This window comes from Amnibacterium setariae (genome assembly GCF_003581425.1).
In the GTDB taxonomy this organism is placed as follows: domain Bacteria; phylum Actinomycetota; class Actinomycetes; order Actinomycetales; family Microbacteriaceae; genus Amnibacterium; species Amnibacterium setariae.
The window spans coordinates 867,840-883,801 of sequence record NZ_QXTG01000001.1 but is presented as its reverse complement, the minus strand read 5'-3'; the positions used below and the strand labels follow the sequence as shown (position 1 = coordinate 883,801).

Annotated in this window: 17 protein-coding genes; 11 read left to right on the top strand and 6 right to left on the bottom strand. The window is 74.5% G+C overall.

Annotated elements, in window-relative coordinates; all coding sequences use genetic code 11:
* Positions 1–92: 92 nt before the first annotated feature.
* Entirely contained in the window at positions 93–1,574 is a 1,482-nt protein-coding gene (locus D1781_RS04530; protein ID WP_119481045.1) for a sugar porter family MFS transporter, read from the top strand.
* Between the two features lie 150 nt (positions 1,575–1,724).
* The gene (locus tag D1781_RS04525; RefSeq protein ID WP_233550982.1) at positions 1,725–3,254 is read left to right on the top strand and encodes an MFS transporter; all 1,530 of its coding nucleotides are present in this window, start codon (positions 1,725–1,727) and stop codon (positions 3,252–3,254) included.
* Between the two features lie 51 nt (positions 3,255–3,305).
* On the opposite strand, the gene D1781_RS04520 is transcribed toward D1781_RS04525, so the two are convergent.
* The 3 genes from D1781_RS04520 to D1781_RS04510 are packed head-to-tail and all read right to left on the bottom strand — an operon-like array spanning position 3,306 to position 4,582.
* On the bottom strand, positions 3,306–3,521 hold the full coding sequence (locus tag D1781_RS04520) for a helix-turn-helix transcriptional regulator (RefSeq protein ID WP_119481044.1): 216 nt from the start codon (positions 3,519–3,521) through the stop codon (positions 3,306–3,308).
* Positions 3,518–3,934 (bottom strand): hypothetical protein, encoded by a 417-nt coding sequence (locus D1781_RS04515; RefSeq protein ID WP_147392037.1) that lies wholly within the window; start codon positions 3,932–3,934, stop codon positions 3,518–3,520. The genes D1781_RS04520 and D1781_RS04515 overlap by 4 nt, the downstream gene beginning before the upstream one ends.
* A 45-nt stretch (positions 3,935–3,979) precedes the next feature.
* The gene (locus tag D1781_RS04510; protein ID WP_233550981.1) at positions 3,980–4,582 is read right to left on the bottom strand and encodes a GNAT family N-acetyltransferase; all 603 of its coding nucleotides are present in this window, start codon (positions 4,580–4,582) and stop codon (positions 3,980–3,982) included.
* Positions 4,583–4,659: 77 nt separating this feature from the next.
* On the opposite strand from D1781_RS04510, the gene D1781_RS04505 reads away from it, so the two are divergent.
* Positions 4,660–6,012 carry an HNH endonuclease signature motif containing protein gene (locus D1781_RS04505; protein WP_119481042.1) on the top strand — a complete coding sequence of 451 codons (1,353 nt, stop codon included), beginning with the start codon at positions 4,660–4,662 and terminating at the stop codon, positions 6,010–6,012.
* A gap of 9 nt (positions 6,013–6,021) precedes the next feature.
* Here D1781_RS04505 and D1781_RS17330 read toward each other — a convergent pair whose 3' ends face one another.
* Together D1781_RS17330 and D1781_RS04500 are read right to left on the bottom strand one after the other, a co-directional pair.
* Positions 6,022–6,204, bottom strand: a complete 183-nt coding sequence (locus D1781_RS17330) for a hypothetical protein (RefSeq protein WP_147392036.1) — start codon at positions 6,202–6,204, stop codon at positions 6,022–6,024.
* 76 nt (positions 6,205–6,280) lie between these two features.
* Entirely contained in the window at positions 6,281–7,216 is a 936-nt protein-coding gene (locus D1781_RS04500; protein ID WP_119481041.1) for a helix-turn-helix transcriptional regulator, read from the bottom strand.
* Positions 7,217–7,389: 173 nt separating this feature from the next.
* On the opposite strand from D1781_RS04500, the gene D1781_RS04495 reads away from it, so the two are divergent.
* The 4 genes from D1781_RS04495 to D1781_RS04480 are packed head-to-tail and all read left to right on the top strand — an operon-like array spanning position 7,390 to position 10,825.
* Positions 7,390–7,881, top strand: a complete 492-nt coding sequence (locus D1781_RS04495) for a hypothetical protein (RefSeq protein ID WP_119481040.1) — start codon at positions 7,390–7,392, stop codon at positions 7,879–7,881.
* A 7-nt stretch (positions 7,882–7,888) separates the two neighbouring features.
* The gene (locus D1781_RS04490) at positions 7,889–9,073 is read left to right on the top strand and encodes a sensor histidine kinase (RefSeq protein WP_147392035.1); all 1,185 of its coding nucleotides are present in this window, start codon (positions 7,889–7,891) and stop codon (positions 9,071–9,073) included.
* On the top strand, positions 9,070–9,717 hold the full coding sequence (locus D1781_RS04485) for a response regulator (protein WP_119481038.1): 648 nt from the start codon (positions 9,070–9,072) through the stop codon (positions 9,715–9,717). The genes D1781_RS04490 and D1781_RS04485 overlap by 4 nt, the downstream gene beginning before the upstream one ends.
* 58 nt (positions 9,718–9,775) lie before the next feature.
* Complete coding sequence (locus tag D1781_RS04480) at positions 9,776–10,825, top strand: aldo/keto reductase (RefSeq protein ID WP_119481037.1); 1,050 nt, start codon at positions 9,776–9,778, stop codon at positions 10,823–10,825.
* A 35-nt stretch (positions 10,826–10,860) separates the two neighbouring features.
* Here D1781_RS04480 and D1781_RS04475 read toward each other — a convergent pair whose 3' ends face one another.
* Entirely contained in the window at positions 10,861–11,619 is a 759-nt protein-coding gene (locus D1781_RS04475) for an SDR family NAD(P)-dependent oxidoreductase (RefSeq protein ID WP_119481036.1), read from the bottom strand.
* A 76-nt stretch (positions 11,620–11,695) separates the two neighbouring features.
* Between D1781_RS04475 and D1781_RS04470 the strand changes: the two genes are divergently transcribed.
* From D1781_RS04470 to D1781_RS04455, 4 genes are all read left to right on the top strand, one after another.
* Positions 11,696–13,873 (top strand): beta-glucosidase family protein, encoded by a 2,178-nt coding sequence (locus tag D1781_RS04470; RefSeq protein ID WP_119481035.1) that lies wholly within the window; start codon positions 11,696–11,698, stop codon positions 13,871–13,873.
* Between the two features lie 74 nt (positions 13,874–13,947).
* A complete protein-coding gene (locus D1781_RS04465) occupies positions 13,948–14,760 on the top strand; it encodes a ferritin-like domain-containing protein (protein WP_119481034.1) in 813 nt (270 codons plus the stop codon).
* 9 nt (positions 14,761–14,769) lie between these two features.
* Positions 14,770–15,216 (top strand): GNAT family N-acetyltransferase, encoded by a 447-nt coding sequence (locus D1781_RS04460; protein ID WP_119481033.1) that lies wholly within the window; start codon positions 14,770–14,772, stop codon positions 15,214–15,216.
* Positions 15,217–15,491: 275 nt separating this feature from the next.
* On the top strand, positions 15,492–15,959 hold the full coding sequence (locus D1781_RS04455; RefSeq protein WP_119481032.1) for a DUF4383 domain-containing protein: 468 nt from the start codon (positions 15,492–15,494) through the stop codon (positions 15,957–15,959).
* Positions 15,960–15,962: the final 3 nt, after the last annotated feature.

Sequence of the window (15,962 nt, the reverse complement as noted above, 5' to 3'; positions counted from 1 at the left end):
AATCCGCGGCAGCATTGCAGCCGGGTCCCAGTCGCATGGACGCGGCACGACCGGGTACCCGCTCGTCTGGCCGCGGGGCAGGACACCGGCACATGAGCAGCACCCAGCACCGCGACAGCAGGACGGCTCCGCCCGATCTCGCGCGGCTCAAGCGCAAGGTCACGGCGCTCGCCGTCGCCGGCGCGCTCGGCGGGTTCCTCTTCGGGTTCGACTCGTCCGTCGTGAACGGCGCGGTCGACGCCATCGGCAAGCAGTTCAAGCTGAACCCGACGCTGCAGGGCTTCGCCGTGGCGGTCGCGCTGCTCGGCTGCGCCGTCGGCGCCTACCTGGCGGGCCGCATCGCGGACCGGATCGGCCGCACCCGCACGATGCTCGTCGGCGCGGTCCTCTTCCTCGTCAGCTCCCTCGGCGCCGGCCTCGCGTTCGGCGTCGGCGACTTCATGTTCTGGCGCGTCGTCGGCGGCCTCGGCATCGGCGTCGCCTCCGTCGTCTCCCCGACCTACATCGCGGAGGTCGTGCCCGCGAACGTGCGCGGCCGGCTCGGCTCCCTCCAGCAGCTCGCGATCACGCTCGGCATCTTCGCCGCGCTGCTCTCCGACGCGCTGCTCGCCGACTTCAACGGCGCCGACGGCGCCTCCCGCCAGCTGCTGTTCGGCGCCGAGGCGTGGCGCTGGATGTTCCTCGTCGGCGTCGTGCCGTCCGTGCTCTACGGCGTGATCGCGCTGCGGCTGCCCGAGTCGCCCCGCCACCTGCTCGCGAAGCGGGACGAGCAGGGCGCCCGCGCCGTGCTGCAGCAGACGACGTCGCCGGAGGACATCGACGACGAGGTCCGGAGCATCGAGGACACGATCAAGGAGGACCGCGAGAACGCCCGCAAGGCGAACCTCCGCGGGCCCGTCCTCGGGCTCCAGCCCGTCGTGTGGGCGGGCATCGTGCTCTCGGTGCTGCAGCAGTTCGTCGGGATCAACGTGATCTTCTACTACTCGACGACGCTCTGGAACGCGGTCGGCTTCAAGGACTCCTTCGCGATCTCGGTGATCTCCGCGATCATCAACGTCGTCGTCACGTTCGTCGCGATCGCGTTCGTCGACAAGGTCGGGCGGCGCCCGCTGCTGCTCGGCGGCTCCGCGGGCATGGTGATCGCGCTCGCGGCCGTCGCGGTCTCGTTCAGCCAGGCCCAGACCGGCTCCGGCGGCGCGGTGACCCTGCCGAACCCGTGGGGCGTCATCGCGCTGATCGGCGCGAACCTGTTCGTCGTCTGCTTCGGCGCGACCTGGGGCCCGCTCGTGTGGGTCCTGCTCGGCGAGATGTTCCCGAACCGCATCCGCGCCAAGGCGCTCGGCGTCGCCGCGGCCGCGCAGTGGATCGCGAACTTCGTCGTCACGCTCACCTTCCCGCCGCTGGCGGACCTGTCGCTGCCGCTCACCTACGGCCTCTACGCCGCGTTCGCGCTGATCTCGCTGCTGTTCGTGTTCTTCCTCGTGCCGGAGACGAAGGGTGTGAGCCTCGAGGACATGGGCGGCCTCGCGTTCGGGCCGAAGGCCCGGAAGGCGGCGAAGGAGGCGGCCCGCTAGACCCCCTCCCGACGCGCGTCGCCCGAGAGCGCCGCGCGTCGGGGGAATACCTGGGCGCCCGCTCTGCTTCTCTTGAGCGGGCGCTTCGGCGTCCCCCTCCGTTCTGTGCAGCGCCGCGCGAACCCCTCCGACCGATCGAAGGAGCTCCGCGTGGCGGACACGACTGTCGAATCCCCTGCCCCCGCCTCCGCGGCGCCCGCCCGGCGCCACGGCGCCAAGCACGAGCACCGCTGGTGGGTGCTCGCCGTGCTCGCGCTCTCGCAGCTGATGGTCGTGCTCGACGCCACCATCGTGAACATCGCGCTGCCGACCGCGCAGAAGGCGCTCGACTTCGACTCCGACCAGCGGCAGTGGGTCGTCACGGCCTACTCGCTCGCCTTCGGCGGCCTGCTGCTGCTCGGCGGGCGCCTGTCGGACCTCTTCGGGCGCAAGGTCACCTACATCGCGGGGCTCGTCGGCTTCGCCGCCGCCTCCGCGTTCGGCGGCGCCGCGCAGAGCTTCGGCGAGCTCGTCGCGGCTCGCGCGATCCAGGGCGCGTTCGGCGCGCTGCTCGCCCCCGCCGCGCTGTCGCTGCTCAGCACCACCTTCACCGACGGCCGCGAGCGCGGACGCGCCTTCGGCGTGTTCGGCGCCGTCGCCGGCTCCGGGGGCGCGGTCGGCCTGCTGCTCGGCGGCGTGCTCACGGAGTACGCGTCCTGGCGCTGGTGCCTCTACGTGAACCTGTTCTTCGCGATCGTCGCGATCGTCGGCGCGTTCACCTTCTTCGGCCGTCAGGGCCCGACCGGCACGCGGCCGAAGCTCGACCTGCCGGGCACGATCATCGTGTCGCTCGGCCTCGTCGCGGTCGTCTACGGCTTCTCCTCCGCGGAGACGAACGGCTGGGGCGAGGCGCAGACGATCGTCTCGCTCGTGCTCGGCGTCGTGCTGCTCGTCGCGTTCGTCGTCCTCGAGTCGCGGGTCGCGCACCCGCTGCTGCCGCTCCGCGTCGTGCTCGACCGGCAGCGCGGCGGCGCGTACCTGACGGTCGCGCTGACGGGCGCCGCGCTGTTCGGCGTCTTCCTGTTCCTCGCCTACTACCTGCAGGTGCTCCGCGGGTACACGCCGCTGCAGACGGGGATCGGCTTCCTCCCGATGCCCGTCACGATCGCGCTGACCTCGACGCTGATCGCCCCGCGCGTGCTGCCGCGGTTCGGCCCGAAGCCGATGATCGTGATCGGCGCGCTGCTCGGCGCGACCGGCTTGTTCATCCTCAGCCGGATCGGGCTCGACAGCGACTACTGGCTGACCGTCGCCCCCGGCCTCGTGGTCCTCGGCCTCGGCATGGGCAACATCTTCGGCGCCGCCTTCAACACCGCGACGGCGGGCATCGACCCGCGCGACGCCGGCGTCGGCTCGGCGATGGTGAACACGTCGCAGCAGATCGGCGGCTCGATCGGCACGGCCGTGCTGTCGACGATCGCGGCGGGCGCCGTCACGCGGTACCTGACGGACAACGGCACCTCACGGCAGGCGCAGGCCCTGGCGCAGCTCGACAGCTACCACACCGCCTTCCTCACGTCCTCGGGCGTGTTCGTCGGCGTCGCGGTGCTGGCGTTCTTCATCCTCCGCTGGGGCCGCCCGCAGGCGCCGTCGCACGCGAAGCCCGGCCAGCAGGCCGCGGAGCCGGTCGTCGCCCACTGACCGTTCGACCGGAAGGGCCCGCGCCTCGTCGAGGCACGGGCCCTCCCGGTGTCAACGGCGGACGTCGAGGTCGGCGCCGTCCGGCTCGAAGATCGCCTCGATCGGCGCCTCGAAGAGCGCGGCGATGCGGAAGGCGAGCGGCAGGCTGGGGTCGTAGCGCCCGGTCTCGAGCGCGTTCACGGTCTGCCGCGAGACGTCGAGCCGATCGGCGAGCTGCGCCTGCGTCCATGCCCGTTCCTCCCGGCGCTGCCGGAGGTCGTTCCTCATCGACGGCTCGTGACCGCGGCGCTGATGCCCCACGTCGCCATGCCGAGCGCGTAGATCCAGAAGCCCGAGCCCTCGAGCTCGAGCCCCGCGCTCTGCAGGATGCCGAGCGCGATCGACGCCAGCATCGCGACCGCGAATCCCGCCCCGAGCCCGCTGAGCGTGCGGGCCCGCTGGTACTCGTCGAGGCGACGCAGGTGCCGGAGCACGGCCACGGCGATCCAGATCATCGGCAGCACCGGGAGGAGCGCCCAGACGAAGCGCCCCGGGCTCGTGCCGTCGAAGCCGCCCCAGAGCAGGGCCGCGGACAGCAGGAGGACGTAGGCCGCGATGCCCGGGACGAACTCGGCCAGGTACGCCCTGCTCCGACGACGGTCGCCGGTGCTGGCGGCCCGAGTGTCAAGGTTGCTTGTCATGACTCGAGCCTGGCCGACGCCGGTCGCCATGTCAAGGCTCCTTGACTAGAGGTCGCGCTGCTCCCGCCACTCCTGCTCGAGGATCGCGAAGTCGACCTCGGTGCTCCACTCCCCCTTGAACCACTCGTTCTCGACGAGCACCGCCTCCTGCCGCATGCCGGCCTTGGTCAGCACGCGGCCGGACGCGGGGTTGCGGGCGTCGATGCGGCCCGTGATCCGGTGCAGCCCGAGCCCGTCGAAGCCGAGCGCGAGGAGGGCGCGGGTCGCCTCCGTGGCGTAGCCGTGCCCCTGGTGCTCGGGCGCGACGATGTAGCCGACCTCGCCGCTGCGGTGCTCCGCGCTGTGCCAGAACAGCACGAGGTCGCCGATCAGCTCGCCGGTCGCGCGCAGCTCGACCGCGAGCGCGAGGGTCTGGCCCGCCTCGGTGAGCACGGAGCGGGTGCGCTCCGGGTCGCGGTAGATCTCGGCGAGCCGCTCGCGCGTGGCCGGCACGGGCGGGATGTACGCGCACACGTCCTCACGCGACCGGTACGCGTGCATCGCGTCGAGGTCGCGCTCCGGATCGATCGGTCGCAGCAGCAGCCGCTCCGTCTCGACCGGGTAGTCCGGCGCCAGTGCGGGTGCTGGGGCGGTGTCGTCGTCGGCCACGGCAGGACCGTAGACCGGACCTCCGACCGGGCGGTGGCAGCGAACCGCTGTCGGACCCCTCCTCTACATTCGGACACGTGTTCGAGGACGGTGCAAGCGATGAGGCCGAGCGGGCGATCCCGCCCGAGCTCGCCGACGCTTGGCGCGCGCTGCCCGCGGCGCTGACCGAGGACGCCGCCGTCTACAGCCAGGAGATGGCTGCGGAGGCCGCACGGGCGAGCACGATCGCCGATGCGCACCGGATCGACGCGCTCCTCTTCGCGTACGAGCGCGCCATGATCGATCTCGCGGTCCGCTTCGGCTCGTCCTACGGCACCCGTGCGGGACTCGGTGCGCAGGCGTTCTTCCGCTCCTTCGGCCTCCAGAACGGCGCCCACCCGGCCGCGGTCGCTGGCGAGGTCGACGCAGGGCTGATCCTCCGCGACCGCCTCCCGCTCACCTGGAGGGCGTTCCAGGCCGGGAAGGCGTCCTGGAACCGGATGCGGACCGTCGTCCGCGAAGCAGAGGGGCTCGACGCCGAGCACTGGGCCGCGTACGACGAGGTCGCCGCGGTCAAGGTCGTCTCCTCGATGCGGCTGAAGGACGACCTCCGCAAGGCCCGGGCGCGGCTCGATGACGAGGCAGCCGCGAAGCGCGCCCGGACCACGCACGAGCGCCGCCGCACGAGCCTGGAGCTCGGCCACGACGGCGGCGTCGCGTTCGTCGCGGAAGGCCTCGCAGCCGACTGGGTGCCGATCAACGACGCCCTGCACAGGGCGGCCGTCGCCGCGCACGGCATCGACGGCGAGACCCGCGGGATCGCGCAGCTCCGCCACGACATCGCCCTCGACCTCCTGCGCAACGGCCTCCAGTCGCCCGCCACGGACGGAGCGCTCGTACCCCAGCGCAAGCCCGTGCAGGTCCAGCTGATCCTCACCGTCCCAGCACTCGCCTGGCTCGGGAAGACGAAGGAGCAGGCGCAGTTGACCGGCTACGGCCCGATCGACCTCGAGACCGCCAAGGCCCTCGCCGGCACGGCGACCTCATTCATCCGCGTCCTCACCGACCCGATCACCGGGGTCCGGCTGACGATGGATCGCAGGGTCTACGCGCCACCGGCCGACCTGGCCCGGTGGGTGAAGATCCGCGACGGGCGGTCCCGGTTCCCCGGCTCGACGACCCCGCCGCACCTGGCGGACATCGACCACGCGAGGGAGTGGCAGCACGGCGGCACCACCGACTCCGCCAACCTCGTCACCCTCGGCAGGACCGACCACAACCTGAAATCAGCAGGCCTCTTCACCGAGGCGGTCGAGGACGACGGCACCGTCGGCTGGAACGAGGCCTGGGGCCACCACTTCTCGGACCCGCCGAACGACCCGCTCGACCCCGCACCACCCGAGCTGCTCCCGCCCCGCCCGTCGGACCCGGACGAGCCCTGCCCGTTCTGAGCGGTCGGCTCAGTGCGCCTTCTTGCCGCAGGCGGTGCAGACCCAGCGCTCACCGAGCAGGCCGCGGGTGGCCTCCAGCCGCCCGCCGCACCTCCCGCACTCGCGGACGCTGTAGAAGACCTCGTCGGTCTCCGCGATCTCCGCCACCGGCCCCGCTCCCCGTACCGTCCACGTCGTCCGCGCGGTCCCCATGGCTCGACCGTACGACGCGGGCTGCGTACTCGGCAGGACTCCTGCGCAGGATGGACAGCCCGCGTCGCGGAACGGATCAGTTCCGGAGGGTCTCGCTCGGGTTCCTGCCGTACCGCTCCCGGTACTGCGCGGAGAAGCGACCGAGGTGCGCGAACCCCCAGCGGCGGGCGACAGCGGCGACGGTCGTGCGCGCCGGATCTCCGGCGGCGAGCTCGGCGTGCGCCGCCTCCATCCGCACGGACCGGATGTAGGCCGCGGGCGAGGTGCCGAGGAAGCGCTGGAACCCGGCCTGCAGCGCCCGCGGCGAGATCCCGACGACCGCGGCGATCTCGGAGGGGGTCAGCGGGAGGTCGATCGAGCGCCGGATGTGCTCGACCGCCTGCCGGACCGCGCCGGCGCCGGGCTGCAGCAGCGGGTCGTCCGGCTCCGCGAGCGGCGGGTACAGCTCGAGGAACGCCGCGGTCGTCATCCGCGTCAGCTCGTGCCAGAGCAGGTCGTTGACGGGTCCCCGCCGTACGGTCCGCGCCGCCATCGCCACCGTGTCGAACCACAGCGCGGTCGCGGACTCCGCCGGGACCGCGGCGTGGTCGAACCGGAGCGCCGCGGTGAGCCCTCGCTCCGCGGCGAGCCCCGCGATGGCGGCCCGGCTGAGGTGGACGAGCCGCTGGTCGTAGTCCCGGTAGTCGAAGACGAAGGCGCGATCCGCGGGGAAGAGCAGCGGCACGTTCGGTGCGAGCCGGATGTCCTCCCCGGTCGGGTCCACCCGGCCGCTGCCGGAGACGAGCCACTGCACGACGACGTCGTCGCCGACCGGGATGTCCCCGGTGATCGACCCGCGCATCCGCGACGTGCGCAGCGTCAGGGCGTCGTCGCCGACGGCGGTGTAGCGGAACTCGTACTCGTCGCCGGCGGCCGACCACCGGGTGCCGCCGTACAGGCCCGGCAGGGCCGCGATCGCGTCCTCGGGGCGTCGCCCCGACGCCTCGATCCGGATCTCCGATCGGTCCTGCAACCGCGCTCCCCCTGCCGTCGCCCCATCCTCCCGGACACGCCGCCCGCGGAGGCCCGGGCTTGACATCCGACGGAACACCACCCGGGCACCACCCCTGGTCGGTGTCGCGCCGCCTGCCCGCCGAGGACGCTGGGAGCAGGTCGCCGGACGGCGGCCCGAGGAGGAGGAACCCGATGTCCCTGCAGCCCTACGCGATCGCCGCCCTCGCCCTCGTGGTGGTCGCCCTGCTCGTGTGGCGCCAGCTGCGCTGGACCCGGTTCGACGCGCACCGCGTGCTGCGCCTCCCGATCGTGCTCGGCGCGCTCGGGCTCGTGCAGATCGCGACGGCGACGACCGCGGTGCGCATCGGCGCCGTCGACCTGGTGGTGCTCGCGGGCGAGGTCGCGGTCGCGCTCGGCGTGGGCGCGACGATGGGCGTCCGGACGGTCTTCCGCGCCTCGCCCGCTGCGCCCGGAGCGTGGGAGGCCCGGACGGGCGCCGTCGGCGCGGCCCTCTGGCTCGTGCTCATCGCGATGCGCGTCGGCGTCTCCGTCGCGGGTCCGGCGCTCGGCGTCCACGCGGCGACCTCGACCGGGGTGTCGCTGCTGATCCTCGCCGCCGCGCGCGGCGCGACCGCGCTCGTCGCCCGCTCCCGCGCCCCGCAGGCGGCGCTCCTGTCGGCATGATCGACCTGTGACCGACCGTCCGAGAACGGCACGGCCCTCGCGGGCCGTGCCGTTCGGCGCGCCCGACCCGACCGGCACGCGCAGCTGGGTCGTGCTCGTCATCATCGCGGCGCTCGGGCTGAGCGCCCTGCAGACCCGGGCGGCCGTCGAGCACCCGCCGGTGCTCGTGCTGGCGGTCGCGTCCCTGCTGCTGTGGCTCGCCTGGACGGTGCTGCAGCCCGGGCGGCTCCGCTCCGCGCTGATCGTCGTCTGCGCGGCCGCGTCCGCGATCTGCGCGGGCCTCGGGGTGCCGCAGCTCGTCGCGGGGCTGGTCGCGGGGTCCGTGCTGCTGATCGGCGACCCGCGGCAGCGGCTCGTCCCCGTCGTCGCGCTCACCGGCGGCGGGACCGCCCTGCTGCTCGTCGCCGGCGCGCTCGCCCGGCTGACCGCGACGGCGCTGCTGATCGACCTCGGCGTGCTCGCGTTCGGCGTGCTCATCGGCGTCAGCCGCCGCTACCGGGTGAAGGCCGTCGAGCAGCAGGAGGCGCTGCGGGAGGCGGCGCGGACCGCGGAGCAGGACGCCGCGCGGAACCGCCTGCTGGAGGACCGGGCCGCCGTCGCGCGCGACATCCACGACGTGCTCGCGCACGGCCTCGGCGGTCTCGTGCTGCAGCTCGACGCGATCGAGGCGCTGCTCGAGCGCGGCCGCGTCGACGAGGCCGCCGTGCGAGCCGGCGCCGCTCGGAGCCTCGCCGCGGAGGGGCTCGCCGACGCCCGCCGCGCCGTGGCCGCGCTCCGCGACCCGGCCCGCGAGACCGAGCCCGCGCCAGCCGTGCCCGACGAGGCGCTCGACGACCTGCTCGCCGCGCACCGGTCGCTCGGGGGCGAGCTCGAGGTCGTCGGCGACGCGGCGCTGACGGGCGTCGATCAGCCGCACCGCCAGGCCCTCCTCCGGGCGCTGCAGGAGGCGCTCACGAACGCGCGGCGGCACGCCCCCGCCGCGCCCGTCCGCGTCGTGGTCGAGCGCGATCCGCGGGTTCTCCTCCTCCGGGTCGAGAACCCGGCGCCGGAGACGCCCGTCCCCTCGCCCGGCGGCGGCCACGGGCTCGTCGGCATGGCGGAGCGCTTCACGGCGCTCGACGACGGCTCCGCCGCGACCGCGGGCCGTCGCGCGGACCGGTTCGTCGTCGAGGCGCGGGCGGTGCTCGCGTGATCCGGGTGCTCGTCGCCGACGACCAGGCGATCGTGCGCGACGGCCTCGTGACGGTGCTGGGTCTCAGCGACGAGGTGGAGGTGGTCGGGCAGGCCGCGGACGGCGCCGAGGCGGTGCGCCTCGCGGCCGAGCTCGCGCCGGACCTCGTGCTCATGGACCTGCGGATGCCCGTCCTCGACGGCGCGGGCGCGACCGCGCGGATCCTCGCCGAGCGGCCGGGCACCCGCGTGCTCGTGCTGACCACCTACGCCGACGACGCCTCCATCGCCGGTGCGCTGCGCGCCGGCGCGATCGGGTACCTGACGAAGGACGCGGGCCGGCGCGAGCTGCTCGCGGCCGTGCGGTCTGCGGCCGAGGGCCAGGCGGTCTTCGACCCCGCGGTCGGCGCCCGGCTCGCCGCCGGCTTCGCGCCGGAGCCGGCCCCCGCCCCGACGGACGCCGCCGGCCTCCGCGCCCGCTTCCCGGCGCTCACCGCGCGGGAGGCGGACGTGCTCGCGCGGGTCGCCGAGGGCCGGGCCAACCCCGAGATCGCGGCCGAGCTCTTCCTCACCCCCGCGACCGTGAAGTCGTACGTGACCGCGATCCTCGCGAAGCTCGGCGCGACCAGCCGCGCCCAGGCGATCGCCCTCGTCCTCGCCGGCTAGGGCGCCGGACGGCGGAACCCTGCAGGAGGCGCGGAGCGGCCGTGCCTACGCTCGCGGCATGCAGTACCGACAGCTCGGCTCGTCCGGCCTCCGCGTCTCCACCATCACCCTCGGCACCATGGGCTTCGGCGGCACCGGGTGGGCCACCCCCATCGGGAACCTCGACGTCGACGGCGCCCGCCGGCAGATCGACCTGGCCCGCGACGCCGGCGTCAACCTGATCGACACCGCGGACGTGTACTCGAACGGCCTGTCCGAGGAGATCCTCGGCGAGGCGCTCGGCGCGAACCGCGACGACGTCCTCATCGCGACGAAGGTGCGCGGCGCGATGGGCGAGGGCCCGAACGACGCGGGCCTCTCCCGGCACCACATCGTCCGGGCGGCCGAGGCGAGCCTCCGTCGCCTGAGGACCGACCACATCGACCTGTACCAGGTGCACGAGTGGGACGGGCAGACCCCGCTCGACGAGACGCTCCGCGCGCTCGACGACCTCGTGCGCTCCGGCAAGGTCCGCTACCTCGGCGCCTCCAACTACACGGGCTGGCAGCTGATGAAGGCGCTGTGGACGTCGGACCGGCACCACCTCGAGAAGTTCGTCAGCCAGCAGATCTACTACTCGCTGCAGGCCCGCGACGCCGAGACCGAGCTCGTGCCGGTGTCCATCGACCAGGGCCTCGGCATCCTCGTGTGGAGCCCGATCGCCGGCGGCCTGCTCTCCGGCAAGTACCGCCGCGGCCAGGACGCCCCCGAGGGCACCCGTCGCTTCGCCGGCTGGACCGAGCCGCCCATCCACGACGAGGACCGGCTCTACGACACGATCGACGCGCTCGTCGAGATCGGCGACGGCCACGGCGTCTCCGCGGCGCGCGTCGCGCTCGCCTACACGCTGGCGAAGCCGGCGGTCACGTCGCTGATCGTCGGCGCGCGCACGGAGGAGCAGCTGGCGGACAACCTCGCCGCCGCCGACCTCGAGCTGTCCGCGGACGAGCTCGCGCGCCTCGACGCCGTCTCGCTCGAGCCGCTGCGCTACCCGCACTGGCACCAGCTGGGCGCCTCGGACCGCACCGGCCCCGCGACGAAGGCCCTCCTCGCGCCCCACCTGCAGTAGCCCCGCCTGCAGCAGGCGGGACGGGGGCCGGGCGGTCAGCGGACCGTCCAGCCCCCGTCGATCGCGAGCGTCTGCCCGGTGATGAGGGAGGCGGCGGGCGACGCGAGGAACGCGACCGCGGCCGACACCTCCGTCGGCGTGCCGATGCGGTGCAGCGCGGCGATCCGCTCGACGACGTCCGCGCGGAACGCGGGGTCGGAGAGCGCCGGCTCCGTCCCGTCCGTCTCGATGAACGTCGGCGCGACGGCGTTGACGCGGATCCCGAGCCCGCCCCACTCGACGGCGAGGCAGCGGGTCAGGTGAATCACGGCCGCCTTCGCGGTGCAGTAGGAGGACTCCCCCGGCAGCGCGACGAGCCCGGCCTGCGACGCGACGTTGATGATCGCGCCGCCGCCGGAGCCGCGCATGTGCCGCGCGGCCTGCTGGGACAGGAAGAACGTGCTGCGCGTGTTGAGCGCCCAGACCGCGTCGAAGTCGTCCTCGGTCACGTCGATCGCGTCGCCGAGGATGCTGCCGCCCGCGTTGTTGACGAGCACGTCGATCCGGCCGAGCTCCGCGACCGCGCGGTCGATCGCCGCCCGCGCCCGCGCCAGGTCGGTCACGTCCATCGCGAGCGGCAGCGCCCGGCGCCCGAGCGCCTCGATCTCGGCGACGAGGCCCGCGTCGCGCTCCGCGTCCTTCAGCCCCAGCCCGACGTCCGCGCCCGCCTCCGCGAGCTCGAGCGCGATCGCCCGGCCGATGCCGCGCGCGGCCCCCGTCACGACCGCGACGGTCCCCTCCAGCGATGCCGGCATGCGTCCTCCTCGACTCGCTCAGCAGTTTGTTGTGGAAGTCGCGGAAACTCCTGGACGACACGGGAGGAGCTCATCGATGAGCGGGACGGCGTTCGACGAGGCGGTCGCACGGGTTCGGGACGGCGGCGACGCCGCGCGGGAGGCGCGAGCGCTGCTCGAGCAGCTGACGGACGAGGAGCGGCTCGGCCTCCTCGACGGCGACGAGCCGTTCTGGCGCGGCATGCGGGTCATGGTCGAGGAGGGGTACAACCACACGCCGTACGTGCACGGCGCGGTGCCGCGGCTCGGGATCCCGGGGCTCCGGTTCGGCGACGGCCCGCGCGGCGTCGTGCTCGGCGAGGCCACCGCGTTCCCCGTCGCGATGGCCCGCGGCGCGACCTGGGACCCCGCGCTCGAGGAGCGGATCGGCACCGCGATCGGGCTCGAGCTTCGCGCGCTCGGCGGCAACCTCTTCGGCGGCATCTGCATCAACCTGCCCCGCCACCCCGCGTGGGGCCGCATCCAGGAGACCTACGGCGAGGACCCGCTGCTGCTCGGCGCCTTCGGGTCCGCGCTGCACCGCGGCGTCGCCCCGAACGCGATGACGACGGTGAAGCACTACGCGCTGAACTCGATGGAGAACGCGCGGTTCTCGGTCGACGTCTCGGTCGCGGAGGACGTGCTGCACGAGGTGCACCTGCCGCACTTCCGCGCCGTCGTCGAGGCCGGCGCGGACGCCGTGATGACCGCGTACAACTCGGTGAACGGCGAGTGGGCCGGCCAGAACCGGCACCTGATCACGGAGATCCTGCGGGACGGGTGGGGCTTCGCCGGCATCGCCGTCTCCGACTTCATCTGGGGCCTCCGCGACGCCGTCGCCTCGCTCGAGGCCGGGCTCGACGTCGAGGAGCCGTTCTCGGAGCAGCGGGCGCTGCACCTCCCCGCGGCGATCGCGGAGCGGCCCGAGCTGCAGCGGCTGGTCGAGGCCGCGGGCGAGCGGGTCCTCGCGGTGCAGCTGCGCGCCGCCGCACGCCGCGTCGCCGAGAAGCCGGACGCGTCGGTCGTGTTCTCGACCGAGCACCGGGCGCTCGCGCGCGAGGCGGCGGCCCGCTCCATGGTCCTGCTCGTCGACGAGCCGGTCGAGGGCGCTCCGGTGCTCCCGCTCGACCCGGCCGGGAACGGCCGGATCGCGGTCGTCGGGTCGCTCGCGGCCCGCGCGAACACCGGCGACAACGGCTCCTCCGACGTGCGGTCGCCCGCCGTCACGACCCCGCTCGACGGGCTGCGCGCCGCGCTCGGCGAGGACCGCGTCGTCGCCGCCGGCGACGACCCCGACGAGGCGGCGCGCGTCGCGGCCGACGCCGACGCGGCGGTGGTCGTGGTCGGCTACACCGCGGCCGACGAGGGCGAGTTCATCGACGCCGGCGCCTTCCTCGCCCCCGACCTCGTCGCCACCTACCCGCCGACCGACGGCGACGCCTGGGCGGAGGACTTCCTCGCCGGCGCGAGCACGGAGGGCGGCATCAGCGGCGGCAGCGCCGGCGGCGACCGCCGCAGCCTCCGCCTGCCGGCCGCGCAGGTCGAGCTGATCCGCGCGGTCGCGGCCGCCAACCCGCGGACGGTCGTCGTGATCGTCGCCGCGGGCGCCGTCATCACGGAGGAGTGGCGCAGCACGGTGCCCGCCGTGCTGCTCGCCTGGTACGCGGGCAGCGAGGGCGGCGCCGCCCTCGCCGACGTGCTCACCGGCGCGGTCGACGTCGCCGGGCGCCTGCCGTTCTCCATCCCGACGAGCGAGGAGCACCTGCCCCCGTTCGACGCCGCGGCGACCGCGGTGACCTACGACCGCTGGTTCGGGCAGCACCTGCTCGACCGGCTCGGCGTGCCGGCCGCGTTCCCGCTCGGCTTCGGCCTCTCCTACACGACGACGGCGATCCGCGACCTCGCGGTGGACGACGCGTCCGACGGGACCGCCGCCGAGACCGCCACGGCGCGGGTGACCGTCGCCAACACGGGCCGCCGGGACGGGCGCACCGTCGTGCAGGTCTACGGCGAGCCGCAGGGCGACGACGCCCTCCCGCACCGCGCGCTGCTCGGCTGGGCCGCGGTCGCCCTCGCCGCGGGCGAGGAGCGGACCGTCGCGGTGCCGCTCTCCCTCCGGCCCCTGCACCGGTGGACGCCGGACGGGTGGCGGCCGGGCGCGCAGGAGGTGCTCGTCCGGGCCGCCGCGAACGCCGCCGACGAGACCGGACCGACGGCGCCGCTCCGCCTCGCCTGAACCATCCGCCGGACGGAGGAACCCCCTCCGTCCGGCCGAGGCGGCCGACCCCGACCCGTTCCTACCGTCGAGCCATGACCACGACCTCCCCGGCGCCCTCCCCCTTCGCCGTCTGGACCGACTACTTCACCCGCAACCGCGTGCGCCAGCAGCGCATCGAGGCGACGGTCGACTGGGACGCGCCGTGCGCGCTGCCCGGCGAGGCCCGGCGCGCGATCGCGCACTCGTTCCAGCGGTTCGAGCTCGGCGAGAGCGGCGAGGGCGAGCACCTGCTCGCCCTCGCCGCGCGCGCCGGCGACCCCGAGTACGTCGACGCCGTGCGCCTGCTGATCGCCGAGGAGCAGCGGCACTCGGTCCTCTTCGGTCGCGGCCTCCGGCACCTGACGGCGCCGTCGCTGCCCGGGCACTGGAGCGACCGGGCGTTCACCCTGCTGCGGCGCTCGCTGGGCCTCGACACGGAGGTCGCGCTGTTCCTCGTCGCCGAGACCGTCGCGCTCGACTGGTTCGAGGCGCTCGCGACCTCGCCCGACCCGGTCGTCTCCGGGATCGGCCGCCGCATCACCGCGGACGAGCGCGAGCACATCCGGTTCCAGATCGACCGGCTGCACCGCGACCTGCGGCCGAGGCCGCTGCTCGCGCGGGCCGGCATCGCGGCCGTCTGGTCGGCCGTGGCGCTCGGCGCCGCGACCGTGCTCGTCGTCGGGCACGCACCCGCGCTGCGCGCGTGCGGGCGCCGGCCCGCGGTCATCTGGGCGCGCGGCCTGCGCGCGTTCGCGGGCGCGCTCGGCACCGTGCTGACCGGCCCGGCCGACCGGGTCCTCGGACCTTCGGTCCTGCGGCCGGACCTCGTCGGGCCGCAGCCGAGGGCGGGCGCAGGCGCCCGCTAGCGTCGTGCGGTGACGATCACGCTCCACCGATCCGCCGCCGCCGACCTCGACCCCGTCGTGCTCTACCGGCTGCTCGAGCTGCGGGTCGCCGTCTTCGTGGTCGAGCAGCGCGCCGCCTACCTCGACCTCGACGGCCGGGACGTCGAGCCCGGCGCGGAGCTGCTCCACGCCGAGGAGGACGGCGTCGTGCTCGGCACGGCACGGGTGCTGCGCGAGCCGGGTGCCCTGCGCATCGGCCGGGTCGCGACGGCGCCGGCGGCCCGCAGCCGCGGGGTGGCCTCCGCGCTCATGCGCGCGGCGGTGGACCGCTGCACCGAGCTCGCGCCGGACCTGCCGGTGCTGCTCGACGCGCAGGAGCACCTCGCGGCCTGGTACGCCCGCTTCGGCTTCGCCGTGGCCGGCGAGCGCTACCTGGAGGACGACATCCCGCACGTCCCCATGCGGCTGTCCCGGTAGACGGGCGGATCAGACGGGCCCGATCGGCTCAGCCCTCGAACTGGTCGTCGTCGCCGCCGGTCGTCGTCTCGTCGGCGGGGCCGCTGCCGTTCGGCAGGTCGTCCGGGTCGGTCGCGTCGGGCTGCTGGTCCTTCGGATCGCTCATGGGTCGAGCCTGATCCCCTCGGCTGCAGGCCCTCCGGGTACCTGCTGGACGTCCGGTCCGCGCCCGCTTCACGCCGACCCGACGCTGTCAACCCCTGCGTTTCTCAGCCGCGCTCGTGTGGCCTGGAGGCATGACTTCAGCCGTCGCCGCCTCCCAGGACCGCACCGCGCGTACCCCCGTCCAGATCGTCGCCCTGATCGTCGGGATCGTCTTCCTGCTCGTGGGCGTCGCCGGGTTCATCCCGGGCCTCACGACGCGGTACGGCGACCTGTCGTTCGCGGGGACGGGGTCGATGGCGATGCTGCTCGGCGTCTTCCAGGTGTCGATCCTGCACAACGTCGTCCACCTGCTGTTCGGGATCGTCGGCATCATCGCGTCCCGGAGCGCCCGCGGGGCGAAGCTGTTCCTCGTCGTCGGCGGGATCGTCTACGCCGTGCTCTGGATCTACGGCCTCGCCGTCCCGATGACGTCGCAGGCGAACTTCGTGCCGCTCAACTCGGCCGACAACTGGCTGCACCTCGTGCTCGCCGTCGGCATGGTCCTGCTCGGCCTGGTCGTGCCGGGTTCCCGCCGGGCCGCGCAGACCTCCCGGGCCTGAGCC

Coding starts and splice junctions, on each gene's coding strand:
- D1781_RS04530 (WP_119481045.1), top strand. CDS start 93: ATGAGCAGCACCCAGCACCGCGACAGCAGGACGGCTCCGCCCGATCTC.
- D1781_RS04520 (WP_119481044.1), bottom strand. CDS start 3,521: ATGAGGAACGACCTCCGGCAGCGCCGGGAGGAACGGGCATGGACGCAG.
- D1781_RS04515 (WP_147392037.1), bottom strand. CDS start 3,934: ATGACAAGCAACCTTGACACTCGGGCCGCCAGCACCGGCGACCGTCGT.
- D1781_RS17330 (WP_147392036.1), bottom strand. CDS start 6,204: ATGGGGACCGCGCGGACGACGTGGACGGTACGGGGAGCGGGGCCGGTG.
- D1781_RS04495 (WP_119481040.1), top strand. CDS start 7,390: ATGTCCCTGCAGCCCTACGCGATCGCCGCCCTCGCCCTCGTGGTGGTC.
- D1781_RS04480 (WP_119481037.1), top strand. CDS start 9,776: ATGCAGTACCGACAGCTCGGCTCGTCCGGCCTCCGCGTCTCCACCATC.
- D1781_RS04475 (WP_119481036.1), bottom strand. CDS start 11,619: ATGCCGGCATCGCTGGAGGGGACCGTCGCGGTCGTGACGGGGGCCGCG.
- D1781_RS04470 (WP_119481035.1), top strand. CDS start 11,696: ATGAGCGGGACGGCGTTCGACGAGGCGGTCGCACGGGTTCGGGACGGC.
- D1781_RS04465 (WP_119481034.1), top strand. CDS start 13,948: ATGACCACGACCTCCCCGGCGCCCTCCCCCTTCGCCGTCTGGACCGAC.
- D1781_RS04455 (WP_119481032.1), top strand. CDS start 15,492: ATGACTTCAGCCGTCGCCGCCTCCCAGGACCGCACCGCGCGTACCCCC.